This is a genomic window from Geodermatophilus bullaregiensis, from assembly GCF_016907675.1.
GTDB lineage: Bacteria > Actinomycetota > Actinomycetes > Mycobacteriales > Geodermatophilaceae > Geodermatophilus > Geodermatophilus bullaregiensis.
Genome location: NZ_JAFBCJ010000001.1, coordinates 4,707,448 through 4,730,043, shown reverse-complemented (window position 1 = coordinate 4,730,043; position 22,596 = coordinate 4,707,448). Strand labels below are relative to the sequence as shown.

General features: G+C 76.0%; 27 protein-coding genes and 2 pseudogenes. 12 read left to right on the top strand and 17 right to left on the bottom strand.

Annotated elements, in window-relative coordinates:
• Nucleotides 1-53: 53 nt before the first annotated feature.
• Nucleotides 54-482: a hypothetical protein gene (locus JOD57_RS22655; protein ID WP_204694083.1), complete on the top strand. Its 429-nt coding sequence runs from the start codon at nucleotides 54-56 to the stop codon at nucleotides 480-482.
• A 272-nt stretch (nucleotides 483-754) separates the two neighbouring features.
• Nucleotides 755-1,153, top strand: a complete 399-nt coding sequence (locus tag JOD57_RS22650) for an STAS domain-containing protein (protein ID WP_204694082.1) — start codon at nucleotides 755-757, stop codon at nucleotides 1,151-1,153.
• A 102-nt stretch (nucleotides 1,154-1,255) separates the two neighbouring features.
• On the opposite strand, the gene JOD57_RS22645 is transcribed toward JOD57_RS22650, so the two are convergent.
• Both JOD57_RS22645 and JOD57_RS22640 read right to left on the bottom strand, forming a co-directional pair.
• A complete protein-coding gene (locus JOD57_RS22645; protein WP_204694081.1) occupies nucleotides 1,256-2,266 on the bottom strand; it encodes a DNA topoisomerase IB in 1,011 nt (336 codons plus the stop codon).
• A gap of 37 nt (nucleotides 2,267-2,303) precedes the next feature.
• Nucleotides 2,304-4,181, bottom strand: a complete 1,878-nt coding sequence (locus JOD57_RS22640) for a SpoIIE family protein phosphatase (RefSeq protein ID WP_204694080.1) — start codon at nucleotides 4,179-4,181, stop codon at nucleotides 2,304-2,306.
• Nucleotides 4,182-4,451: 270 nt separating this feature from the next.
• Between JOD57_RS22640 and JOD57_RS22635 the strand changes: the two genes are divergently transcribed.
• Nucleotides 4,452-4,949 (top strand): ATP-binding protein, encoded by a 498-nt coding sequence (locus tag JOD57_RS22635; RefSeq protein ID WP_204694079.1) that lies wholly within the window; start codon nucleotides 4,452-4,454, stop codon nucleotides 4,947-4,949.
• Entirely contained in the window at nucleotides 4,946-5,857 is a 912-nt protein-coding gene (locus JOD57_RS22630) for an RNA polymerase sigma factor SigF (protein WP_204694078.1), read from the top strand. The genes JOD57_RS22635 and JOD57_RS22630 overlap by 4 nt, the downstream gene beginning before the upstream one ends.
• Before the next feature lie 21 nt (nucleotides 5,858-5,878).
• Here the strand turns inward: JOD57_RS22630 and JOD57_RS22625 are convergent, their stop codons facing one another.
• Entirely contained in the window at nucleotides 5,879-7,087 is a 1,209-nt protein-coding gene (locus tag JOD57_RS22625; protein WP_204694077.1) for an SPFH domain-containing protein, read from the bottom strand.
• Nucleotides 7,088-7,169: 82 nt separating this feature from the next.
• Complete coding sequence (locus tag JOD57_RS22620) at nucleotides 7,170-7,613, bottom strand: NfeD family protein (protein WP_204694076.1); 444 nt, start codon at nucleotides 7,611-7,613, stop codon at nucleotides 7,170-7,172.
• A gap of 65 nt (nucleotides 7,614-7,678) precedes the next feature.
• On the opposite strand from JOD57_RS22620, the gene JOD57_RS22615 reads away from it, so the two are divergent.
• Complete coding sequence (locus tag JOD57_RS22615; protein WP_204694075.1) at nucleotides 7,679-8,413, top strand: Rv1486c family protein; 735 nt, start codon at nucleotides 7,679-7,681, stop codon at nucleotides 8,411-8,413.
• Between the two features lie 44 nt (nucleotides 8,414-8,457).
• Here the strand turns inward: JOD57_RS22615 and JOD57_RS22610 are convergent, their stop codons facing one another.
• The 4 genes from JOD57_RS22610 to fabG form a co-directional block, all read right to left on the bottom strand.
• The gene (locus tag JOD57_RS22610) at nucleotides 8,458-9,309 is read right to left on the bottom strand and encodes a class I SAM-dependent methyltransferase (protein ID WP_204694074.1); all 852 of its coding nucleotides are present in this window, start codon (nucleotides 9,307-9,309) and stop codon (nucleotides 8,458-8,460) included.
• 71 nt (nucleotides 9,310-9,380) lie between these two features.
• Nucleotides 9,381-10,502 (bottom strand): ferrochelatase, encoded by a 1,122-nt coding sequence (locus tag JOD57_RS22605; protein ID WP_204694073.1) that lies wholly within the window; start codon nucleotides 10,500-10,502, stop codon nucleotides 9,381-9,383.
• Nucleotides 10,503-10,568: 66 nt separating this feature from the next.
• On the bottom strand, nucleotides 10,569-11,357 hold the full coding sequence (fabI, locus tag JOD57_RS22600; RefSeq protein ID WP_239568748.1) for an enoyl-ACP reductase FabI: 789 nt from the start codon (nucleotides 11,355-11,357) through the stop codon (nucleotides 10,569-10,571).
• Nucleotides 11,357-12,070, bottom strand: a complete 714-nt coding sequence (gene fabG / locus JOD57_RS22595; RefSeq protein ID WP_204694072.1) for a 3-oxoacyl-ACP reductase FabG — start codon at nucleotides 12,068-12,070, stop codon at nucleotides 11,357-11,359. Before fabG ends, fabI begins: the two co-directional genes overlap by 1 nt.
• A gap of 209 nt (nucleotides 12,071-12,279) precedes the next feature.
• Here fabG and JOD57_RS22590 point away from each other — a divergent pair.
• Nucleotides 12,280-12,534: pseudogene (locus JOD57_RS22590) on the top strand (alpha/beta hydrolase fold domain-containing protein); the annotation flags it as partial.
• A gap of 128 nt (nucleotides 12,535-12,662) precedes the next feature.
• On the opposite strand, the gene JOD57_RS22585 reads toward JOD57_RS22590, so the two are convergent.
• From JOD57_RS22585 to JOD57_RS22575, 3 genes are read right to left on the bottom strand one after another with little or no spacing between them, the layout of a single operon-like run.
• Nucleotides 12,663-13,934, bottom strand: a complete 1,272-nt coding sequence (locus JOD57_RS22585; protein ID WP_204694071.1) for a cytochrome P450 — start codon at nucleotides 13,932-13,934, stop codon at nucleotides 12,663-12,665.
• Nucleotides 13,931-14,146, bottom strand: coding sequence for a ferredoxin (locus tag JOD57_RS22580; RefSeq protein WP_204694070.1), 216 nt, complete (start codon nucleotides 14,144-14,146; stop codon nucleotides 13,931-13,933). The genes JOD57_RS22585 and JOD57_RS22580 overlap by 4 nt, the downstream gene beginning before the upstream one ends.
• Nucleotides 14,143-14,772 (bottom strand): TetR/AcrR family transcriptional regulator, encoded by a 630-nt coding sequence (locus tag JOD57_RS22575; protein WP_307824869.1) that lies wholly within the window; start codon nucleotides 14,770-14,772, stop codon nucleotides 14,143-14,145. The genes JOD57_RS22580 and JOD57_RS22575 overlap by 4 nt, the downstream gene beginning before the upstream one ends.
• 61 nt (nucleotides 14,773-14,833) lie before the next feature.
• Between JOD57_RS22575 and JOD57_RS22570 the strand changes: the two genes are divergently transcribed.
• Nucleotides 14,834-15,724, top strand: a complete 891-nt coding sequence (locus JOD57_RS22570) for an acyl-CoA thioesterase (protein ID WP_204694069.1) — start codon at nucleotides 14,834-14,836, stop codon at nucleotides 15,722-15,724.
• A 320-nt stretch (nucleotides 15,725-16,044) separates the two neighbouring features.
• Here the strand turns inward: JOD57_RS22570 and JOD57_RS27375 are convergent.
• A pseudogene (locus JOD57_RS27375) lies at nucleotides 16,045-16,200 on the bottom strand (TetR/AcrR family transcriptional regulator); the annotation flags it as partial.
• Between the two features lie 150 nt (nucleotides 16,201-16,350).
• Between JOD57_RS27375 and JOD57_RS22565 the strand changes: the two are divergent.
• The 3 genes from JOD57_RS22565 to JOD57_RS22555 all read left to right on the top strand — a co-directional run bounded on the left by JOD57_RS22565 (nucleotide 16,351) and on the right by JOD57_RS22555 (nucleotide 17,353).
• The gene (locus tag JOD57_RS22565) at nucleotides 16,351-16,554 is read left to right on the top strand and encodes a zinc-ribbon domain-containing protein (RefSeq protein WP_204694068.1); all 204 of its coding nucleotides are present in this window, start codon (nucleotides 16,351-16,353) and stop codon (nucleotides 16,552-16,554) included.
• A gap of 104 nt (nucleotides 16,555-16,658) precedes the next feature.
• Nucleotides 16,659-16,796, top strand: a complete 138-nt coding sequence (locus tag JOD57_RS22560; protein WP_204694067.1) for a hypothetical protein — start codon at nucleotides 16,659-16,661, stop codon at nucleotides 16,794-16,796.
• A 173-nt stretch (nucleotides 16,797-16,969) separates the two neighbouring features.
• Nucleotides 16,970-17,353 (top strand): STAS domain-containing protein, encoded by a 384-nt coding sequence (locus JOD57_RS22555; protein WP_204694066.1) that lies wholly within the window; start codon nucleotides 16,970-16,972, stop codon nucleotides 17,351-17,353.
• 9 nt (nucleotides 17,354-17,362) lie between these two features.
• Here the strand turns inward: JOD57_RS22555 and JOD57_RS22550 are convergent, their stop codons facing one another.
• The 4 genes from JOD57_RS22550 to JOD57_RS22535 all read right to left on the bottom strand — a co-directional run bounded on the left by JOD57_RS22550 (nucleotide 17,363) and on the right by JOD57_RS22535 (nucleotide 19,816).
• Nucleotides 17,363-17,599 carry a hypothetical protein gene (locus tag JOD57_RS22550; protein ID WP_204694065.1) on the bottom strand — a complete coding sequence of 79 codons (237 nt, stop codon included), beginning with the start codon at nucleotides 17,597-17,599 and terminating at the stop codon, nucleotides 17,363-17,365.
• Complete coding sequence (locus JOD57_RS22545; RefSeq protein ID WP_204694064.1) at nucleotides 17,596-18,078, bottom strand: DUF5994 family protein; 483 nt, start codon at nucleotides 18,076-18,078, stop codon at nucleotides 17,596-17,598. Before JOD57_RS22545 ends, JOD57_RS22550 begins: the two co-directional genes overlap by 4 nt.
• A 116-nt stretch (nucleotides 18,079-18,194) precedes the next feature.
• On the bottom strand, nucleotides 18,195-19,448 hold the full coding sequence (locus tag JOD57_RS22540; protein ID WP_204694063.1) for an RNA polymerase sigma factor: 1,254 nt from the start codon (nucleotides 19,446-19,448) through the stop codon (nucleotides 18,195-18,197).
• Nucleotides 19,445-19,816, bottom strand: a complete 372-nt coding sequence (locus JOD57_RS22535; RefSeq protein ID WP_204694062.1) for a YciI family protein — start codon at nucleotides 19,814-19,816, stop codon at nucleotides 19,445-19,447. Before JOD57_RS22535 ends, JOD57_RS22540 begins: the two co-directional genes overlap by 4 nt.
• Before the next feature lie 114 nt (nucleotides 19,817-19,930).
• On the opposite strand from JOD57_RS22535, the gene JOD57_RS22530 reads away from it, so the two are divergent.
• Both JOD57_RS22530 and JOD57_RS22525 read left to right on the top strand, forming a co-directional pair.
• A complete protein-coding gene (locus tag JOD57_RS22530; protein WP_204694061.1) occupies nucleotides 19,931-20,407 on the top strand; it encodes a YybH family protein in 477 nt (158 codons plus the stop codon).
• A gap of 54 nt (nucleotides 20,408-20,461) precedes the next feature.
• Nucleotides 20,462-20,938 carry a nucleoside deaminase gene (locus JOD57_RS22525; RefSeq protein WP_204694060.1) on the top strand — a complete coding sequence of 159 codons (477 nt, stop codon included), beginning with the start codon at nucleotides 20,462-20,464 and terminating at the stop codon, nucleotides 20,936-20,938.
• Nucleotides 20,939-20,972: 34 nt separating this feature from the next.
• Here JOD57_RS22525 and JOD57_RS22520 read toward each other — a convergent pair whose 3' ends face one another.
• Nucleotides 20,973-22,595, bottom strand: coding sequence for a methyl-accepting chemotaxis protein (locus JOD57_RS22520; RefSeq protein ID WP_204694059.1), 1,623 nt, complete (start codon nucleotides 22,593-22,595; stop codon nucleotides 20,973-20,975).
• Between the last annotated feature and the right edge of the window lies 1 nt (nucleotide 22,596).

Sequence of the window (22,596 nt, the reverse complement as noted above, 5' to 3'; positions counted from 1 at the left end):
CCGACGCCCGGCGTCCGCGCGCCGAACGGGAGCCCCGACAGAGAGGACGCACGATGACAGAGCCGGGCCGGACCCAGCCGGAGGGCCAGACCGCCCGCGACGTCTTCCCCGAGGACGAGGGCATCCCCGAGATCGCCCAGGACGACTCGCCCACCATGCAGACGGCCGAGGACCCCCAGTTCGCGCCGATGCCCGGTGAGGACCCCGGTGCGGTCACCGACTTCGGCACCACCGCGTTCGAGCAGTCGCAGGGCGAGTCCCTGTCGGGCCGCCTCGACCGCGAGGAGCCCGACGTGCAGCCCGGCGTGCGGGCGGCCGAGGACCCCCAGGCGGCGACCCTGCAGCTGGAGCAGGACACCTCGACCACGCCGGACAGCGACTCCGGGACCAACCGGACCGCCGACGACGTCGAGGCGACCGCCGACGTGCGGGCGGGCGGGGAGGGCCCCGAGGAGGGCGCCGTCCACGTGATCGACCCCTGACGCCGGCCGCACCGACCGAGCACAGCACGCCGGCCAGCCCGGTGGGACGCCCCCGAGGCGTCCCACCGGGCTGGTTGGCGTCTCGCGATCCGGTTGTCTACGTTTGAGGACGCGGTTGAGCAGTCAGCCGTACGCGCCGGCCGGCCCACGGCCCCCGGTGCACCCTGGAGGACCACCGGTCCACCCCGGGGGTGACCACGTCCCGGCGCGCGCGTCGGTAGATTGACCGGTGGCCGCGCCGATCGGTGCGACCACTGAGAGGAGCTGCGTCCGTGACCGCATCCGACCTGCCTGCCGGAGGGCAGCACGACGTGTCGAACGACGGCACCGAGGCACCCTTCGACGACGTGATCACGCTCGCCACCTCCACCGGTGAGGACGGCGCGGTCACGGTGACGGTCGTCGGCGAGGTCGACACGTTCACCGCCCCGGTGCTGCGCTCCTCGCTCGACACCCAGCTCGAGCAGCAGCCCCGCGAGCTGGTCATCGACCTGTCCGGCGTCCAGTTCCTGGGCTCCGCCGGCCTGGCCGTCCTCGTCGAGACCCAGAAGTCCGCCCGCTCGCGCGACGTCGACCTGCGACTTGTCGCCACCACCCGGGCGGTCACCCGCCCGCTGGAGGTCACCGGCCTGATCGACCTGTTCACGATCGTGGACAGCAGCGCCCGCTGAGGGAGGACCCCGTCCTCCGCACCCTCCGCACGCTCGGGGCGGGCCGCGGGACGGGGCCGTGCCACACGGAGGCCCCGCCGGCGGCGGGGCCTCCGTGGCGCTTCAGGCCGACAGCATCTGGCAGACCGCGGCCTCCAGGACCTTCTGCGCCTCGCGGTCGTCGTCGGCGTCGGCCAGCCCGGCCAGGGCGTGGGCCACGGTCTCCCCGTGCTCGTACCGGTCGACCACCCGCGGGTCGACGTAGCTCGCCTTGCACACCGCCGGGGTGTTGCCCAGGTGCTCGGACACCCGCACGTAGGCGGCCTTGATCGTCTTCTGCCGCGCCGTCTTGTTCCTGGGCGGCGGCTCCTCGGCGAGCGCCGCGGCCATCAGCACCGTCGCGTTCCAGGTCCGGAAGTCCTTCGCGGTGATCTCCGCCCCGCTGACCTCCTTGAGGTAGGCGTTGATCTCGTCGCTGGTGACGTCGCGCCAGGAGCCGTCCTCGAGCTGGTAGGCGAGCAGCTCGTCACCGGCGTCGTCGGGCCGCTCGAGCAGCTGCCGGACGACGGTGGCGGTCGGCCGGTCGGTGATCTCGACCTCCCGCTCGATGCCGCCCTTGGCGGTGTACCGGAAGAACGTCCGCTCCCCGCGCACGGTGACGTGCTCCCGGCGCAGGGTCGCCAGCCCGTAGGTCCCGTTCTCCTCGGCGTACTCCTCGCTGCCGATCCGGAAGGTGCCCAGGTCCAGCAGGCGCAGCGCGCAGGCCAGCACCCGCTCCCGGTTGGGCCCGCGGGTGCGCAGGGCGGCCGCCACCCGCTCGCGGACCTCGGGCAGCTCGGCGGCGATGGCCAGCACCCGCTCGTGCTTCTCCGCGTCCCGCCGGGCCCGCCACGCGTCGTGGTAGCGGTACTGACGCCGACCGGCGGCGTCCAGCCCGGTGGCCTGGATGTGCCCGTTGGGCCACGGGCAGATCCAGACGTCCTTCCACGCCGGCGGGATCGCGATCGACCGGATGCGGTCGATCCGCTCGGGGTCCTTGATCAGCGCGCCGGTCTCGTCGCGGTAGGAGAAGCCGCGGCCGGCACGGCGCCGGGTCCAGCCGGGGCCGTGTACGTCGCTGCGCCGCAGTCTCACCCTCCGTGGATGGTCACCGGGGACGCGCGCCAAACCGTCAGCGCAGCTCGACCAGCCGTTCGAGCCCGCTGACCTGCAGGATGTGCCGGGTCACGCCGCCGACGGGCGCGTGCACCACCAGCCGCCAGCCCTCGGCCTCGGCGATGGCGGCCACGGCGAGCACCACCCGGACCGCCGCGCTGCTGAAGAGCGTGACCGCGGTGAGGTCGAGCTCGACGCGGACGGTGCCGCCGTGGCTGGCCTCCAGCAGCCGGATGCGCAGCTGCTCGGCGCTGACCATGTCCACCTCGCCGGCGGCCCGCACCACCGGGCTGCTGCCCGTCCGGTCGACCACGACGGCCACGCCGGTGCCGGCGGCGAGGTGCTCGGGCTCCTCGTCCGGCGACTGCCGAAGCCGGGTGCGCAGGGTCACGGTGGTGCCGTGCTCCCCCTGCACGACCATGCCGTCGACGAGCTGGCGCATGATGAGCAGCCCCCGGCCGCGGTCGCCGGGGTCGCGGTCCGGCGGGCGCCACGTGCCCTCGTCGCGGACTGTCACGGTCAGCACGCCGTCGACGTCGACCGCCGCGGTCACCTGCACCGGGCCGGGCTCGGTGTCGCGGTAGGCGTGCTCCGCGGCGTTGGCGCAGGCCTCCCCCACGGCGACCATGACGCCGACCCGGTCCTCCTCGCCCATGCCCAGCGCGGTCAGCCAGGCGCTCAGCCGCCGGCGCACGGCGGGCAGGGACGCCGGGACGGCGAGCAGGTCCAGTTGCAGCGGCTGTACCGAGTGGGCGAGGCGGTGGGTGACCAGGACCGCGATGTCGTCGGGGCGGCCGCCGTCGGTGAGCAGGCCCTCGGCGATGGTGCCGGCCAGCCCGGCCATGGCCTCGCCGTCGAGGACGGCCGGCTCGGCCAGCGCGGCCCGCGCCACCTCGGTGAGCCGCGAGATGCCCTGGGCCGGCGGCGGTCCGCTGGCGGCGACCGCGCCGTCGGAGTAGAGCACCAGCGTCGCGCCCGGCTCGAGGTCCGCACGGGCGACCGGGTTCGGGGCGCCGCGCAGCGTGCCCAGCGGCGGCCGCGCGGTGACGGGCAGGTAGACGGTGGTGCCGTCGGCGTGCACGAGCAGCGGTGCCGGGTGACCGGCCGCGGCGTAGGTGAGCCCGCCGGTCTCGGCGTCGAGGACGGCGTAGAAGACCGACGCACCCTGAACGTCGTCCATCTGGGCGGCGAAGTCGTCGAGGGCGGCGAGCACCGACGCCGGGGAGGGGTCGCGCAGCGCACTGGAGCGCAGCGCCCCGCGCAGCCGGCTCATCGCCGCCGCGGCGGGGACGCCGTGGCCGACGGCGTCGCCGATGACCAGCGCCAGCCGGCCGTGACCGAGGGACACCGCGTCGTAGAAGTCGCCGCCGGCCGCCCGCACCGAGCTCGCCGGGTGGTAGCTGCCGGACAGCCGGACGTCCGGCAGCAGCGGCAGCGAGGGGGGCAGCAGGGAGAGCTGGGCCTCCCCGACGGCGTCCTGCCCGGCGGGGTCGTGCGCCGCGTACCCGGGGCCGGCCGCGACGTCGTCGGGACGCTCGTCGCGGCTCTCGGCCACGAGCACGACCCCCGGCCCCCCGCCGGTCGGCAGCAGGCGCAGCGTGACGGTCATCGGCGCCTCGCCCCCGGGGAGGACGCCGGTCAGCGTCTCCGGCCGGCCGCTGTCGAGCACGGCGGCCGCGACATCGGCGACCCCCCGCCCGCCGGCGACGGGCAGGTCGGTGTCGTCGGGCACCAGCGCGCGGGCGCGGGCGTTGGCCCACAGCGTGCGCGGCCCGGGGCCGGCGAGGAACCACAGGGCCGACGGCGCGTGCTCGAGGGCCGCCAGGAGTGCCGCAGGGCCCGCGTCCTCGGCGGGACGGGGGCCCGACGGCGGTGTGCCCTGGCTGGCGTTCATCCGGCACAAGCAGACAACAGGGCCAGCGCCCCGGCAACCGCGCTCCGCCGCCTCGGCGGACCGCCACCGGGACGGCCACGTGCGTGTTTGGCCACCCGGCCCGGGCGGGTAGGCGTCCGTGCTGGACAGCGGGGCCCGCCCCGCGCGCGGCCCGGACCGGGTGGCCGGGCAGGATGGGGCACCAGCAGCCGCGGCCCCCCGTGCCGGTGGTCCGCACGGGCCCCCGCGCAGTCGACCGGCCGCAGCAGACGGATGAGGAGCAGACGACGGATGGCGGACTCGAGGAGTGCCCTCGCGCAGGACGGCCGGCGCGCCGAACGACTGGAGCTGCGCGTGCCCAGCACGCCGACCCAGCTGCCCGCGGTGCGCGCGATGGCCGGTGACCTGGCCATCCGCATGGACTACGACCTCGACTCGGTCGAGGACCTGCGCCTGGCGGTGGACGAGGCGTGCGCGACCCTCGCGGCCATCGCCCTCGGGGACGCCCCGCTGACCGTGGTCTTCGAGACCACCCGCGCCGGGCTGCACATCGACGCCTGGGTGCCGGTGGCCGACGGGACCGACGTCCCGCGCGACGGCTTCGGGTGGACGGTGCTGCAGACGCTGGCCGACAACGTCGACGGGCGCACCGCGACGCAGGGCGAGGTGCCCGCCGGCGACGGCGGCAGCGCGCGTGTCGCCGTCATCTCCCTGGACAAGTACCTGCCCGGCCGGCGCCCGGGCGAACTCGTGGGCGGTGCGGGCCAGAACCGCTCGGTCGCCCCGTGACCCCGGCGGCCGCCAGCCACCGGGCCGTCGAGGAGGACCCCCTGTCCGACCACACGTCCGAGGTCCCCGAGGGTCCGGCCGAGGAGACGGCGCCAGCACCGGTCCCGGACGTCCGCGAGGCGGAGCCCGACGCACCGCCCATCTCGGACAACCGCCGCCGCGCCGAGCGGACCGCCCCGCTGTTCGCCGAGCTCGCCACCCTGGCGAAGGACGACCCGCGCCGGGAACGGCTGCGCGAGATCCTCGTCGAGGAGCACCTGCCCCTCGTCCGGCACTTCGCCCGCCGCTTCAGCAACCGCGGCGAGCCCTTCGACGACCTGCTGCAGGTGGGCACGCTGGGCCTGATCGCGGCGATCGACCGGTTCGACCCGAACCGCGGCGTCGAGTTCCTCTCCTTCGCCGTCCCCACGATCACCGGCGAGATCAAGCGGCACTTCCGCGACCAGGGCTGGTCGGTCCGGGTGCCGCGGCGGCTGCAGGAGCTGCACCTGTCGCTGAACTCCGCCGTCGGCGAGCTCGCGCAGAAGAACGGCCGCGCGCCGACGCCGTCGGAGCTGGCCGAGCACCTCGGGATCCCGCGGGAGGAGGTCCTCGAGGGCCTCGCCGTGGCCAACGCCTACCGCAGCAGCTCGCTCGACGAGCGGCTCTCCGGCGAGGACGACTCCCCCACGCTGGCCGCCACGCTCGGCGAGGAGGACGCCGCGCTTGAGGGCGTGGAGTACCGCGAGTCGCTGCAGCCGCTGCTGGCCACGATCCCGGCCCGCGAGCGCCGCATCCTCATCCTGCGGTTCTTCGGGAACATGACGCAGTCGCAGATCGCCGCCGACATCGGCATCTCGCAGATGCACGTGTCCCGGCTGCTCAGCCAGACCCTGGCCAAGCTCCGCGAGGGCCTGCTCAAGGACTGAGGCCCCGCCCTCCCCGGTCGCTCACGGGCGGGACGGCTCCGCGCCGTCCTGCCTCGGCGCCGGCCGGGCGGAGACCTCGTCCTCGGCGACGCGTGCCAGGGACGTGGTGTCCGGGATCGCCGGCGCGGGGACGGCCGGCGTGCTGTCGGTGATGCTGGAGAGCTCGATCTTCGCCTCGGGCTGGTCGGCGGCCCGGGGCAGCGCCGACTCGAACCAGCCGGAGGTGTCCATCTCGGCGGTCGGCCTGCTCACGCCGTTCCGTGACGGGTCGACGTCCATCCAGGAACGTCCGTCGCCGTCCGCACCGCCGAGCTTCGCCAGGCCGTCCAGGGCCTTGCTGAACTCGCTGGGGACGATCCACATCTTGTTGGCGTCGCCCTGGGCGATCTGCGGCAGCGTCTGCAGGTACTGGTAGGCCAGCAGCCCCTGGTCCGGCTTGCCGTCGTGGATCGCCTGGAACACTGTCTCGATGGACTTGGCCTGGCCCTGCGCCTGCAGGTAGAGCGCCGCCCGCTCGCCCTCCGCGCGCAGGATGCGGCTCTGCCGCTCGGCCTCCGCCTCGAGGATCGCGGCCTGCTTCTTGCCCTCCGCGGAGAGGATCGCCGAGGCCTTCTGCCCCTCGGCCGTGGTGATCGCCGACTGCCGGGCCCCCTCGGCCTGCAGGATGATCGCCCGCTTGTCGCGGTCGGCGCGCATCTGCTTCTCCATCGAGTCGCGGATGGACGGCGGCGGGTCGATCGCCTTGATCTCGACGCGGGCGACGCGCAGCCCCCACGGGCCGGTGGTGCCGTCGAGCACCTCGCGCAGCTGGCTGTTGATGCCGTCACGGCCGGTCAGCGCGCCCTCGAGGTTGAGCCCGCCGACGACGTTGCGCAGCGTCGTGGTGGTGAGCTGCTCCATGCCCTGGATGTAGTTGGCGATGCCGTAGGTGGCCAGCCGCGGCTCGGTCACCTGGAAGTAGACGACGGTGTCGATGCCGACCTGCAGGTTGTCCGAGGTGATCACCGGCTGCGGCGGGAAGGAGATGACCTGCTCGCGCAGGTCGATCGTGGCGCGCACGCGGTCGATGAAGGGCACGAGCAGGGACAGGCCCGGCGAGAGCGTGCGGCTGTAACGACCGAGCCGCTCGACCACCTTGGCCTGCGCCTGCGGGACGATCGTCACGCTCTTGGCGACGACCACGATGAACACCAGGGCGACGACGACGAGGGCGATCAGGGCGGCACTCACGGGATCCTCCGATGCGTCGCGGACGGTGCTGGCACCGATACTGCCGCGCGGGGGACCGCCGGTCACGCCCTCGCGGCGTGGCTCACCCCAGTTCGAGGGCGTCACCCACGACGGCGGTGGCGCCGTCGACCTGGAGGATGCGCACGGTCGCGCCGACGTCGAAGGTCTCGCCGCCGTACTGGCTGCGCGCGCTCCACTCGTCGGCGCCCACCTGGATGCGGCCACTGGAGGCATCGACCGGGCGGGTGACCCGGGCGGTCCGCCCGATGAGCGCCTGCACGCCGTCCAGGTGCTGGGGCATCCGGTTCTCGAGGTGCGCCTTGGCCGCCGGCCGGACGACGGCGACCAGCAGCGCCGAGGCGGCGATGAAGGCCAGCACCTGCACGGCGACCGCGCCGCCGGCCAGCGCGACGAGCATCCCGCCCAGGGCGCCGCCGGCGAACATCAGGAGCACGAGGTCGCCGCTGGCCACCTCACCGGCGACGAACAGGCCCGAGGCGATCATCCAGAGCAGCCACGCAGCCATGCCCACAGTCTCCCAGAGCCGCCGGTCCTCGCGGGGACCTCCCGGCGCCGACGTAACCTCACCCGGTGCACGACCTCCCCGCCGGCCGGTTCGCGGTCTGGGCGACCGCGTGGCTGTCCGGACGCACCGCCTACGACACCGCGCTCGACGCGCTGTCCGACGACCGCGCGCACCGCGTCACCGGCCTGCCCGGCAGCGACGGCGCCGTCCCGCTCGGCTGGGCGCTCACCGCGCTGCGCGGCCTCGGCGAGCGCCGGCTGCGGGTGGTGCTGCCCGTGCCGGGCGACGTCCGCGGGCTGCCGCGCGCACCCGGGCTGGCCGCGCTCGCCACGGGGGCCGGGCAGGCCGCCGTCGGTGAGCACGTCGCCCTGGTGCCCGAGGAGCTCGGGCCGGAGGTGACCGCGTGGACGGCGTTCGACCTCGACGGGCTCCCGCCCGCGCCGCCGCCGGTCGAGGGGTCGCTGCGGCAGGTGTCGGGAGCGCTGGACCTCGCCGTGGGCGACGCCGCCCGCACCCTGGTCGCGCTGGACCTGGCCCGCTGGAACCCCGAGGTGCCGGCGCTCCTGGCCGGGCTCGGTGCCGCGCAGGCGCCGGGCCTCCCGCCGGACACCGACCCGCTGGCGCTGTCGGTGCTCGCCCGGGCCCGGCGGCTGGCGCGGGTCCTCGACCTCGCCACGGCCGACGCGCCCGGTGCCGCGGTGACCCACGCGCAGGCCGCCGCGCGGGACGACGCGCTGCGCCCGCTGGCCGCCGCCGTCCGCGAGGCCACGGTCGCCGCCTACAACGCCGTCCCCCGCTGACCGCTCCCGCCTGCCGCGCGCGGCGGCCGGCAGCGCGGGAGGGCTCACGCGCGCGTGGCCGTCACCAGCCAGGTGGCCGAGCCGAACTCGACGCCGTTGGGGCCGGCATGCGCCTCGATGCGCCGCCGCATGTCGTCCACGGCCCGGGCCCGGGCGACGTCGTCGAGCCCGTCGAGCAGCCAGCCGGCGAGGCCGAGCACGAACCCCAGGGCGTCGTCGGCGTCGGCGCCCCACCACTCCGGCTCGGCCAGACCCTCGACCTCCACCTGACGGTGACCCGCGGCGGTGAGGACGTCCCGGATGCGCGCGGGGTCGGCGAGGGAGAACGGCCCGGGCGCCCCGGGTGGCGGGGTGGGCAGCGGGCGCCCCGCGGCCAGGGCGCCCAGGATCTCGGTCATCCACTCGTTGGCCTCCAGCGCCTGCCACACCAGCAGGACCAGCCGCCCGCCCGGCACGAGCGCGCGGCCCACGTTGGCCAGCGCGGCGACCGGGTCGGCGAAGAACATCGCGCCGGTCCGGCTGACGGCGACGTCGAACCCCTCCGCAGTGAAGGGCGCGACCTGGGCGTCGGCCTGCTCGAAGCGGACGTTGGCCAGGCCCTCGTCGGCCGCCCGCCGACGGGCGACCTCGAGCATCGCGGCGGAGAGGTCCACGCCGAGCGCCGAGCCGCGGACCGCGACCCGGGCGGCGTCCCGCGTCGTCCGGCCGGTGCCGCAGCCGACGTCGAGCACCCGGTCGTCGGCGCGCAGGCCGGCCGCGGCCAGGAACGGGGTGTCGTAGCGGGCGATCGACCGGTCGAAGCGGTCGGCCTCGGCGGCCCAGTACGCGCCCTGCGAGCCGTCCCAGGCGCCGAGCTGACCGGCGTTGCCGGGGTCGACGTCGACAGCAGGGGTCACGCTGCACCGTCCTCGTCCGGCCCCCGATGGTCCGACGGTCTACTCCCGGACGGCGGCCGGGTCAACGCCCCTCAGGACGGGCGGGCCGCCGGACGCTGGACGAAACAGCAGGCCGCCGGGCAGTTGGTGCCCAGCCGGGGCTGCCCGCCGCCGCGGCGCTCCTCGAGCAGCTCGCGGACCATCGCCACGAACGCCGGGTGGGTGCCCGCGGTGCCGGCCCGCACGAACGCCATCCCGAGCTCCTCGGCGGTCTCGCGCGCCTCGTTGTCCAGGTCCCAGACCACCTCGAGGTGGTCGCTGACGAAGCCGACGGGGAACAGCACGACCGCCGTCTCGCCGTTCTCGTGCAGCGCCCGCAGGTGGTCGTTGACGTCGGGCTCGAGCCACGGCACGGACGGCGGGCCGCTGCGGCTCTGCCAGACCAGGTCGAAGTCCCGGCCCGGGTCGACGGCGTCCACCACGGCGCGGGCAGCGGCCGTCAGCTCGGCCTCGTAGGCGTGCCCGTCCGGCCCGGCGACGGCGGCCATGGAGTCGGGGATCGAGTGCGCCGTCGCCACCAGCCGGGCGGAGGCCCGGACGTCCGCGGGGAGCTGCTCGAGCGCGGCGGCGAGCGCGTCGGCGTTGGCCCGCACGAAGCCCGGCGCGTCGAAGTAGTGCGGCAGCTTCTCCGCCGTGGGGCCCCCGCCGGTCGCGATCCGCGCCCGGGCGACGTCCTCGTGGTACTGCCGGCAGCCGGAGTAGGAGGCGTAGGCCGAGGTGGCCAGGACGTAGACGTGCTCGATGCCGTCGTCGGTCATCTGCTGCCAGGTGTCCTCGACGTAGGGGTCCCAGTTGCGGTTGCCCCAGTACACCGGCAGGTCGGTGCCCGCGGCCGCGAGGTCGGCCCGCACCGCGGCGATCAGCGCCTGGTTCTGCTGGTTGATCGGGCTGACGCCGCCGAAGTGGTGGTAGTGCTCGGCGACGTCGAGCAGCCGCTCGGGCGGGATGCCGCGGCCGCGGGTGACGTTGTCGAGGAACGGCATGACGTCGTCGTGGCCCTCGGGCCCGCCGAAGGACAGCACCAGCAGCGCCTCCCGGCGGCCGGCCGGGGCGGGGGCGGACGGCGGCGGCACGCCCCCGTTGTTGCGGACGGCCAGCGACGGGTCCTCGTCGGGGCGCTGGCCGGGGTGCAGGTCGACGGTGGCGCGGGGCACGGACTCTCTTCTCGGTGTGGGGCGGCGGCGGATGCGGTCACACCCCGACGGCGTGACCGCGTGATCTCACACGCCCACGGCGTGGAAGCCGCCGTCGACGTGGACGATCTCCCCGGTGGTGGCCGGGAACCAGTCCGACAGCAGCGCGACGACGGCCTTGCCCGCGGGCTCGGTGTCGGTGACCGACCAGCCCAGCGGCGCCCGGCCCTCCCAGGCCTCCTCGAACTGGGCGCTGCCGGGGATGGACTTCATCGCCATGCTGCGCAGCGGGCCGGCGGCGACGAGGTTGACCCGCACGCCCTCGGGACCCAGCTCGCGGGCGAGGTAGCGGGAGGTCGACTCCAGCGCCGCCTTGGCCGCGCCCATCCAGCCGTAGACCGGCCAGGCGACGGTGGCGTCGAAGGTCAGCCCGACGACGGAGGCGGTCTCGCCGAACAGCGGCCGGCAGGCCTGGGTGAGGGAGGCCATCGACCAGGTCGACACCTGGAAGGCGGTGGCCGCGTGCTCCCACGCCACCTCCGGGAAGCCCTCCCCCATGGCCTCCTGCGGCGCGAAGCCGATGGAGTGGACGACGCCGTCGAGGGTGTCGCCGACGTGCTCGCGCAGCCGGTCGGCCAGCGTCGCCAGGTGCTCGGTGTTCGTCACGTCGAGCTCGACGACCGGCGCCTCCTGCGGCAGCCGCTTGGCGATCCGCTGGCACAGCGACAACGCGCGGCCGAAGTTGGACAGGACGACGGTGGCGCCCTGCTCCTGCGCGATCCGGGCGGTCGCGTACGCGATCGACGCCTCGGTGAGGACGCCGGTGACCAGGATCTTCCTGCCCGCCAGGATCCCGCTGCCCGCCATGCCGCTCATCAGTGCCCCATCCCCAGTCCGCCGTCGACCGGGACGACCGCCCCGGTGATGTAGCCCGCCGCGTCGCTGGCCAGGAAGCGCACCACGCCCGCGACCTCCTCCGCCGAGGCGTACCGGCCCAGCGGCACCTGCCCGAGGATCTCCTGCTGCCGCTTCTCCGGCAGCTGCGCGGTCATGTCGGTCTCGACAAAGCCCGGGGCCACCACGTTGGCGGTGATGCCGCGGCTGCCGAGCTCGCGGGCGATCGAGCGGGCCAGGCCGACCAGGCCGGCCTTGCTCGCCGCGTAGTTCGCCTGCCCGGCCGAGCCCAGCAGCCCGACGACGGAGGAGACGAAGACCATCCGCCCCGAGCGGGCGCGCACCATCCTCGCCGCGGCCCGCTTGGACACCCGGTAGGCGGCGGTGAGGTTGGCGTCGAGGACGTCGGTGAAGTCGTCCTCCTTCATCCGCATCAGCAGCCCGTCGCGAGTGATGCCGGCGTTGCTGACCAGGACCTCGACCGGGCCGTGGGCCTCCTCGACCTCGCCGAAGGCCCGGTCGACGGCGGCGGCGTTGGTGACGTCGCACTGCACGCCGAGCAGCCCGTCCGGAGCGCCGCTGCCGCGGTGGGTGACCGCCACCCGGTCGCCCTGTTCGGCGAAGGCCCGCGCGATGGCCAGCCCGATCCCCCGGTTGCCGCCGGTGACCAGCACCGACCTGCCGGACTCCCCCATCCGTGCCCTCCTCGACGTCGGCTCGTGTCGGCTCCCGAACCTAGTCGCTGGCCGCCGGTCCCACCCGGCCGCCGCCGGCCGTCCGGCCCGGCCCGGGACGGCGACCCGAACGACGTCCTGGTCGTGCGGATCCGCCCGGTCCGGGTTCCTGACACCGCTCACGCCGCTCCGGAGGTCCACGGGACGACGCCGCCGCCGTCGTCGCGCCGGTGCTGACCGCCGAGGGCACCCGGCCGGCCGGGCAGGTCCTCGTCCACCCCGCCGTCGACGCGATGGGCGAGCACCCCTCCCGCGTGGAGAACGCGCGCGGCTCCTTCCCCGGGCAGCCGACGACGGACTGGTTCCACGGGCACCACGCCGGCGCGGTCGAGGACGCGAAGGACCCGCGCCCGTCGCCGCTGCACGCGGCCGACCTCTCCGGCCTGCCGCCGGCGATCGTCGTGACGGCGGAGTCCGGCCCGCTGCGCGACGAGGGCGAGGCCCACGGCGAGGCCCGGCGCGCCGCCGGCGTGCCGGCCAGGCGGCGATCGACGAGAGCAGCGCCCGCTCCGGGGAGCTGCTGCACGCCGACCGCCCGGCCCGGGCCCGGTCCTCACCCGAGGCGCAGCGGCAGCTCCCGCGGGCCGCGGATCTGGCCGGTCGACCACCGCACCCCCGCCGGGTCGGCGAGGGAGAACTCGGGGACCCGGTCGAGCCAGACGTCGAGGGCCACCCGCAGCTCCATCCGGGCCAGGTGGGAGCCGACGCAGCGGTGGATGCCCAGGCCGAAGGCGGCGTGCCGGTTGACCTGCCGGTCGATGACCACCTCGTCGGCCCGGTCGAACTGGGCGGGGTCGCGGTTGGCGGCGGGGAAGGACAGCAGCACCCAGTCCTCGGCCCGCAGGTCGACACCGCGCCAGTGCACGTCCTCCTTCACCAGCCGGGCCATGGTCACCGGCGCGTACGCGCGGAGGAACTCCTCGACCGCGGTCGGCCGCAGCGCGGGGTCGGCGACGAGGCGGCGCCGGTCCCCGGGGTGCCCGGCCAGGTGCCACAGCGAGGCGCCGATCGCGCTCCAGGTGGTGTCGATGCCGGCGATGAGCAGCAGCGCCATGGTCCCGGCCACGTGCGCCGGCGCGAGCTTGCGCCCGTACAGCTCGGCCTCGAGCAGGTAGCTGGTGAGGTCCTCGCGCGGGTGCTCGAGGTGGTCGCGGATCTGCACGAGCAGGTACTCGAACAGGTGGCTGCTGCGCTCGATCCGCTCCTGCGGCGGCAGGTTGATCGCCTCGAGCGCGTTCTCGACGAAGTGCCGGAACCGCGGCCCGTCCTCGGGCGGGAAGCCGAGCATGTCGGCGATCACCCGGACCGGGATGTGCTGGGCGTAGTCGGCGGCCGCGTCGACGACGTCCCGGCCGGCGAGGTCGTCGACCAGCGCGTGGCAGTAGGCCCGGGTCGGCCCCTCCTGGCGGCTCACCGCGCTCCTGGTGAAGGCCGGCAGCAGCAGCTTGCGGGCGTCGTGGTGGAACGGCGGGTCCGACGAGATCGGCGGGGTGCCGCCCACCGGGGCCAGGGCGCGGGGTGGTCGGAAGTTGCCCGCGACGATCGCCCGGGAGGAGAAGTGCTCGGTGTCGTAGGCCACCGCGGCGACGTCCTCGTAGCGGGTGGGCAGCCAGGCGCCGCCGAAGCGCTCGGTGTGCGCGATCGGGCAGCGCTGCCGCAGGTCGTCCCAGATGCCGATCGCGCCGTCGGCCCACTCCTGGTCCACGTGGGAGAAGTCGGTGGCCCAGTCGCTCACCGGCCCGGTCACCGGCTCGGTGAGGGAGCCGAGCGCGGGGTCCGAGCGCAGCGCGCCGGCGTCGGCGGTGAAGCGGTCGTCGACGCTCACGGCGCCGCCTCCTCGTACACCAGGACGGCGGCCTCGGGGCAGTTGTCGGCGGCCAGGCGGACGTCGTCCTCCCGGTCGGGCGGCACCCGCCCGCCGGCGGTGAGGTCGGTCAGCGTGGCGTAGCCGTCCCCGTCCTCGCCGAACAGGTCCGGCGCCAGGTCGTAGCAGCGGCCGTGGCCCTGGCACAGGTTCGGGTCGATCTGGACTCTCATGGACGGCTCCCCATCTGTTCTCCGGTGGTGGCTGGTGCGCGCGCCGGTCCCAGGGACTCGACGAGGCGGGCGAGCAGGGCGGTCCACTCCTCGTCGTCGACCGGGTCGACGTCGGGGCCGACGAGCGCGGTGCCGACGGCGAGTGCGAGGCAGAGGTGGGCGACGGCGTGCGGGGACAGCGCGGCGTCGATGCCGCCGTCGTCCTGCCCCCCGCGGACCAGGCCGGCCAGCCAGTCGACCCGCTCCTGCACGTAGCCGCGCACGGGCACGAGTACCTCGCCGTCGCGCCGGGCCGCCACGAGCGCCTCGACCAGCAGCTCGCCGTCGGGCTCCCGCCGCCGGCGCAGCGACCGGCCCCCGGCGAGCAGCAGGTCGGGCAGCGACCGGGTGGGGTGCGCGGCGACGAGGTCGGCCAGCAACCTCCGGCCGTGCACGCGCAGGGCGTCGACGAGCAGCTCGGCCTTGGACCCGAAGTAGGCGTACATCGCGCCGTTGCTCAGCCCGGCCGCCTCGGCGACCTCGGACACGCGGGTGCCCTCGTAGCCCCGGCGGGCGAAGACGTCGGCGGCCGCCCGCAGCAGGCGGTCGCGCGTGCCCGCGGCGGTCGCGCCCGGAGTGCGACCCACGTCACGAATCGAACAGTGGTTCAATTCCCGCCGTCAAGGGGCCGCGGCGCGGGAGGCGACGATGACCGGGGTCGATCGCGCACCGGACCGGGCCGGCGGCCTGCTGCCCCTGCTCGACCTGCGGCCGGCCGGGCCGGGCGCGTTCACCGCCGGACCGCGCCGGACGTCGCCCGAGCGGGCCTTCGGCGGTGCCGTCGTCGCGCAGGCGCTGCTGGCGGCCGGCCGCACCGTCCCGGCCGACCGGGCGGTGCACTCGCTGCACGCGTACTTCCTGCGGGCCGGGGAGGCCGCCGAGCCGACCGGGCTCACCGTCGAGCACGTGCGCGACGGCGGGAGCTACGCCACCCGCCGGGTGCGGGCCGAGCAGCGCGGGCGGACGACGCTGGAGCTCACCGCGTCCTTCCACCGGCCGGAGACCGGCTTCACCCACCAGGTGCCGGTGCTCGACGCGCCGCCGCCGGAGGACCTCCCCGACCCGGTGGCGGCCGGGGCCGGCGCGCGGGGGCTGCTCCGCGAGTGGTTCGACCGGCTCGCCGACCGCCACCCGTTCGAGCTGCGCCTGGACGGCGAGCTGCCCCGCCTGGCGGCCGCGCGGGGCGAGGCCGCGCCGCCCCGCCAGCGCTTCTGGCTGCGCTGCCGCGAGGCGCTGCCGGACGAGCCGCTGCTGCACGGCTGCGCGCTGGCCTACGTGTCGGACCTGCTGCTGCTGTCCACGGCACTGGCCCCGCACCGGACGATGGTCGGCGCGCCGGACGTCGCGGCGGCCAGCCTCGACCACGCCGTGTGGTTCCACCGCCTCGCCCGCGCCGACGACTGGCTGTACTACGAGCAGGAGAGCACCTGGGCCGACGGCGGGCGGGTGATGTGCTCGGGCCGGGTCTTCGACCGCGCCGGCCGGCTGGTGCTCACCGTGGCCCAGGAGGGGACGGTGCGTCCGCTGGGCGGGCGCTGACCTCCTCGCCGATGACCTGGGTCAGCACGGGGACGGTGGGGCGGCCGAGGGCGTGGTCCGGCGTCCGCAGCAGGACGGCGTCCTGCCGCAGCCACTCCGAGGCCCGGCGGCGGCGCAGAGCTCGAACCCGGGCGGGCCGTCGCGTCGACGAACAGGCCGCCCACGGCCCGGCCCTCCCGGGACCCGCGCAGGGAGCCGCGGGCGCCGGAGACGAAGAGCGCGAGCGGCCGGGTCTCCCCCGCCGCGCGCGCCGCGGCTCCCGCGCGGGCCGCGCGCTGCCCCTGGTCGCCCTGCCCGTCCTCCCACGGCGCCAGGAACAGCTCGCTCTCGCCGCCGAGGTGGTGGTACGGGCTGCCCACGCTGGAGCCGGCCCGCTCGACGACCTCGGCCACCCCCGCGTCGGCGAAGCCGCGCTCGGCGAAGACCGCGCGGGCGCGTCGAGCAGCACGCGGCGGGTCTCCCCGGTGCGGCTCCACGTCCACGGGCTGCGGCCCGGAGGTCCCTCGACGTCGCCGGGCACGCGCCCTCCGCCCGGGTCCGGCCCGGCGGACCCGGGCGGAGCAGAGCGTGGGGCGCGGCGCCGGCCACGGGCGGGCGCCGGCGGGCCCGCTGCCTACGCTGGCCCGGTGTTCCTCCTCTTCGGCCTCCGCACCCGCCAGCAGGACCTGGGCCCCGGGGACGTCCGCACCTGCCCGCGCTGCGGCAACACCACGCGGTGGGCGCGGGTGCGGCGGTCCCGGCAGCTGACGGTGTTCTTCGTGCCGGTCGCCCGGTGGGGACGCCGTCGGCTCGAGGTGTGCGGCATCTGCGGCACCGCCGTCGAGGTCTGAGCCCGGTCGCCCCGGTGGCCCGCGCGACGGACGCCGACACCCGTGGCGGCTGGGCGTAGCGTTCGGGCACGGAGCCGCTCAGGCTCCCGACCAGGGAGCGCCTCATGGCCGACAAGTCCCCGCGACACTCGATGTCGAAGAAGTCCGGCAAGTCCCTCAAGGAGAAGCGCTCGGAGCGCAAGGTCAAGGCCGACAGCCGGTCGCAGATGGACCGGCTCACCACCACCGACAAGAAGAGCTGACCGCCTCCGGCGTTCCGCGGGGCCGGTCGCCAGGACCAGCGCGGCCGGCTCCGCGGCCGTACGCTCGGTCCCACGCCCGCGCGAGCGGGCACTGCCCCGGACCCGGCAGCGGCACGTCCGACTGCCCGGGGGCGAGACGTCACATGGCTGCACGGTCACGGCACGGTCTGCACGTGGTCCGGGAGGACCTCCCGCCGACCGGTCCCCCTCCCCCGCCGGCCCACCCCGAGCGCCTCGTCCTGAGCCTGCACCAGCAGTCCGTGGTGCTGCGCATCGGAGGTCAGCTGAACGCGGACACCGCGGGCCGGCTGCGCCTGTTCCTGTCGATGTTCACCGTCGACGGCGGCCCCGAGGAACTCGTCCTGGACCTCGCCGGGGTCCACGCCGTCGACGAGGAGGGGATGGCACCGGTCCACGAGGCCGACGACTGGATGCGCCTGCGGCAGGCGTCCCTGCGCGTGGCGGCGGTGTCGCCGGCGGTCGCCGCCCACCTCGGCGACGCCCGCTGCTCCCGGACGCTCGACACCGGCCCGCCGTTGGAGCGGTCCGACCGCTGAGGTCCCCGCTCAGCCTCCGTGCACGGGGCTCGCGCCGCCCTCCTCGCCCAGTGCCCACCACGCGAGCTGTCCCGGGGCCAGGGTCACGTGCGCGAACTCCCGCTGCCCCGGCAGCCGCGCCATGATCGTCACGACCTGGTTGCTCGCCCGCGCGGTGACCATCTCCTCGGCACGGCTCGCGAGGTCGACGGAGTCCTCGACCTCCCACACCAGGTCCGTCCCGGCCATCCGCAGCGTCTTCGTCACGTCGACGGCGACGCGTCGGCAGCCGGGGTGGGCCGCTCGACCGGCGGACCGGCCGCGCCGAGCGCGTCGAGCAGTGCGGTGGGGGTCCGCCGGTCGGCGCGGTCGCCGGCCGCGGCGAAGGCCTGCTCCGCGGACGCCGCCGTCGTCTCGGGCGGGATCACCAGCAGGTCGACCCGGCCGCGGGCCGGGTCACCGGTGAGGTTCAGCTGGTGGGGGTCGAGGCCGCGGAACCAGCCAAGGCGGATGGTCCGCCCGTCGGCCTCCAGCCGCCGTGGCGTCGGGCCCCAGGCGGTGGGGTGGTAGCCCACCCGCGTCACCGTGATCCCCCTGCGGTGCAGCTCCTCGACCAGGCCGGACAGCTCCCGCGACAGGTCGGTGGTGCGGGGCCACCACGCCCCGTCGAGCGTCGTCCGTGGGGCCACGGGTTCGATCAGCTCGAGCCGGACCCGGTGCCGGCGGGTGACCCGGATGGTGGTCACGACCGGGCCGTTCCGGGCCGGGGGGACGTGCGTGCAGTGGTGAGCCCCATGGAGGGACCGCCGATCTCCCTCCGCCGGCGGAGGGGCATGACACCGAGCTGGCGTCACTGCCGAACCTACTCGCTCCCGCCGGTCCGCAGGCGCTGCGCGCACCGCTCCAGGTAGCGGCGTTCCGGCAGGTTCAGCGTGCCCGCCGCGGCCCGGCCGTACTCGCTGCGCGCGGCGTCCGGCCGTCCCGCCCGCTCCAGCAGGTGGGCGCGGACGGCGGCGGTCCGGTGGTGTCCGGCCAGCGGTGACCCGGCGACCAGAGCGTCCAGCTCCGCCAGGCCCGCCTCGGGTCCCCGGACCACGGCGAGGGCGACGACCCGGTTGAGGGCGACCATGGGGCCGGGGTCGATCGTGCGGAGCAGCTCGTACAGCCCCAGGACCTGCAGCCAGTCGGTGTCCTCGACGCGGGCGGCCTCGTCGTGGACGGCGGCGATCGCGGCCTGCAGCTGGAAGGCACCGACCGGCGCCGTCGCCAGGGCGGCGGAGACGAGCGCGACCCCCTCGGCGATCGCGGCCCGGTCCCACAGGCCGCGGTCCTGCTCGGCCAGGGGCACGAGGCCGCCGTCGGGCCGGGTCCGCGCCGGGCGCCGGGCGTCCGTGAGCAGCATCAGCGCGAGCAGGCCGGCCGTCTCGCCGTCCCCGGGGAGGGCTGCGTGCAGCTGCCGGGTGAGCCGGATCGCCTCGCTGCTGAGGTCGACCCGGTGCAGGGCGGCGCCGGCGCTGGCGGTGTGCCCCTCGGTGAACACCAGGTAGAGCACGTCGCGGACGGCGGCCACCCGCTCGGCGCGGGCGTCGGGCGCGGGCAGCTCGAAGCGCGCGCCGCCGGCCCTGATCCGCTGCTTCGCCCGGCTGATGCGCTGCCCCACGGTCGCCGGGGGCACGAGCAGCGCGCCGCCGATCTCCGCGGTGGTCAGACCGCCCACGGCGCGCAGGGTGAGCGCCACCCGGGCGTCCGCGGTCACCGCCGGGTGGCAGCAGAGCAGGAGCAGGGTCAGCGTGTCGTCGGCCGCGCGGGCGACGACCGGCTCGTCCGGCTGCTGCGCCGCCACCGACTCCTCCCGGCGGCGGCGGGCGACGTCCTGCCGCCACGCGTCGGTCCACCGGCGGGTGGCCACGGTGACGAGCCACCCGGCGGGGTTGCGCGGCACGCCGTCGGCCGGCCACCGGGACGCCGCCGCGACGAGGGCCTCCTGGACGGCGTCCTCGCACGTGTCGAAGGAGCCGCCGCGGCGCAGCAGGGCCGTCAGCACCCGGGGCGCGAGCGCGCGGAGCAGGTCCTCGAGCTCCGGCGTGCCGACCGCCCGGCCGCCGGTCCCGGTCACAGGTCGAACGCCCTGAGGTCGTGGACCGGACGGACCTCGACCGAGCCGGTCGCGGCGTCCGGCGCCCTCGCGGCGATCTCCACGGCCCGGTCGAGGCCGGCGACGTCCACGAGGTAGAACCCGGCCAGGTACTCCTTGGCCTCCGCGAACGGGCCGTCGCTGGTGAGCGTCCGCCCGTCGCGCACGCTCACGAGGGTGCCGGCCGAGGGGTCGGGCAGCCCCTCGGAGACCACCAGCTCGCCCGTGCCCACCAGCTCGTCGGTGAGCGCGAGGTGGGCCCGCCCGAAGGCAGCGCGCTGCTCGTCCGACAGGCCCTCCCAGACCTCGCGGGAGCGCGGGTTGCTCTGGATCAGGATCAGGTACCTCACGGGTCCTCCTCGTGCCGTGTCCTGCACCGACACCACCGTGTCGAGACCGGCGTCCCGGCTTCGACACCCCGGTGACAGCACCGGCGGAGGTGCTGCGGGACGCAGGAGGCAGCGATGGCCAGCGTGCAGCACGGACCGACGGCGCAGGGCACGGCGACGCGTGACGAGCAGCGGGTCCGGGCGGTGATCGAGGACAGGGACCGCGCGGTCGCCGACCGGGACGCCGAGCGCTTCGTCGCCTCCTACACCCCCTCGGTCGTCGTCTTCGACCTCGCGCCGCCGCTGCGCCGGCCGGCGGCCGAGGTGCTCGACCCCGGCGGCAAGCGGGCGTGGATGGCCGGCTTCGAGCCGGGGATCGCCCACGACACCTCCGACCTCACGGTCACGGTGGACGGGGACGTCGCCGTCGCCCACGGCCTGGTGAGCATGACCGCGACGCCGAAGGGGTCGGCCCGGGGCTTCACCGTGTGGTTCCGGGCCACGCTGGTCCTGCGCAGGAGCGGCGACACCTGGCTCGTCACCCACGAGCACGTCTCCACGCCGTTCCACATGGACGGCTCGTTCCGCGCGGCGGTGGACCTCGTGCCCTGACCCGTGCCCTGACCGGCGCGGCGCCGTCCCCGCCGGGTGGGGCAGGATCGCGGCGTGCTGAGCGACGTCGACCGGGCCCACCTGCGCCGCTGCGTCGAGCTGGCCGCCGGGGCGCTGGACGCCGGGGACGAGCCGTTCGGGTCGGTGCTGGTCGGCCCGGACGACGCCGTGCGCTGCGAGGACCGCAACCGGGTGGCCGGCGGCGACGCCACGCAGCACCCGGAGTTCGCGATCGCCCGGTGGGCCGCCGCGCACCTGTCGCCGGAGGACCGGGCGGCGAGCACGGTCTACACGTCGGGCGAGCACTGCCCGATGTGCGCGGCCGCGCACGGGTGGGTCGGCCTCGGCCGCATCGTGTACGCCAGCTCCTCGGCGCAGCTGACCGGGTGGCTGGCCGAGCTCGGCGTCCCGCCGGGGCCGGTGCGCCCGCTGCCGGTGACCGAGGTGGCGCCGGGCGTCGCCGTCGACGGTCCGGCGCCGGGCCTGGACGAGCAGGTCCGGGAGCTGCACCGGCGGCTGCACCGCGGCTGAGCCGCACGCGCCGGCACGGCGGGGGGTGCCGGGGTCACACCGAGAACTGCGCCACCAGGCCACGCAGCTGCCCGGCGAGGGCGGCGAGCTCGTCGGAGGCGCGCTGGGTGCTCGCCGCTTCCTCCTGGGCGGCGTCGGCCGCCGAGGCCAGGCCGCCCACCGTCGCCGAGATCGCGCTCGCTCCCCCGGCCACCTCGCCGACGCTGCGGCTCATCTCCTGGGTGGTCGCCGTCTGCTCCTCCACGGCGGTGGCGATCGCCGACTGGAAGGCGTTGATCCGGTCGATGGTGTCGGAGACCTCGGCGATGGCGCGGGTCGCCTGACCGGTGTCGGCCTGGATGGCCTCGACCCGCCGCGCGATGTCCTCGGTGGCCTTCGCCGTCTCCTGGGCCAGCTCCTTGACCTCGTTGGCCACCACGGCGAACCCCTTGCCGGCCTCCCCGGCCCGGGCGGCCTCGATGGTGGCGTTGAGCGCCAGGAGGTTGGTCTGCTCGGCGATCGAGGTGATCACCTTGAGCACGTTGCCGATCTCGGCCGAGGACTCCCCGAGCTTGGCCACCGTCGCGCTGGTGTCCCGGGCGGTCTCCACGGCGGCGGCGGCGACCTGCGCCGCCTGCTGGGCGTTGACCGCGATCTCGCGGATCGAGGCACCCATCTCCTCCGCGCCGCCGGCCGTGGTCTGCACGTTGCGACTGACCTCCTCGGCCAGGCCGGCCGAGCCCTGGGCCTGGTCGGAGACCTGCGCCGCCGAGGAGGACAGCCGGGTGGCGACGTCGGACAGCCCGGTCGAGGCGCTGCTGAGCGTCTCGACGCTGCGGCCGATGTCGGCGACGGCCTCGCGCATCCCGCCGCCCGCCTCGTTGAGGGCGTCGGCCATCTCGCCCATCTCGTCGCGGGTGCGCAGGTCCAGGCGGGCGGAGAGGTCCTTGCGGCCGAGCGCGCGCAGCGCCGCCACGCACCGCTGCAGGGGACGGGTCACCGACACCTGGACGGCGTGGGCGAGGAGGAGCGCGGCCAGCAGCGCCAGGCCCAGCGTGACGAAGGTGGCCGTCCGGTAGGCGCTGGCCTGCGCGGCCGCGTCGGCGGCCGTCCGTGCCGCGCGCTCCTGCACCTCGGTGACCATGGTCGCCGAGACCGCGGTCAGGTCCAGGTAGACCGCCAGCTGGCCCTGCTGGTCGTCGTTGAGCCACGTCACGAGCCGGGTGGTGGCGTCCGGCGCCCCCGAGGTGAGGATGGCCCGCGCCTGGTCGGCGGTGGCCAGGAAGCCCTCCCACTTCTCGGTCAGGAGGGCGAAGTCCTCGCGCTCGGCGGCGGTCATGTACTCGGTGTGGACCGAGGCCAGCATCTCCCGGGCCGCGGCGAGCTCGCCCTGCAGCCCCTGCCAGTTCGGCCCGTCCGCGGAGACCGCCTGCCGGGGGCCGAGGGCGAAGGCGTCCGTGCTGAGGCCCATCTCCCACGCGCCGATGCTGGCGGTGTAGTAGGCCGACTGGTCCATCTCCTGGACGAGCACGCGCAGCCGGTCGGCCTCGACCGCCGCGGCGTGCTGCTCGCTCAGCCCGACCAGGCCGACCACGGTCGCCACCGAGGAGAGGCCGAAGACCAGCAGGAAGGCCAGGAACAGGCGGGGGCCGGTGCGCAGGCGGCTGAGCAGGCTCACG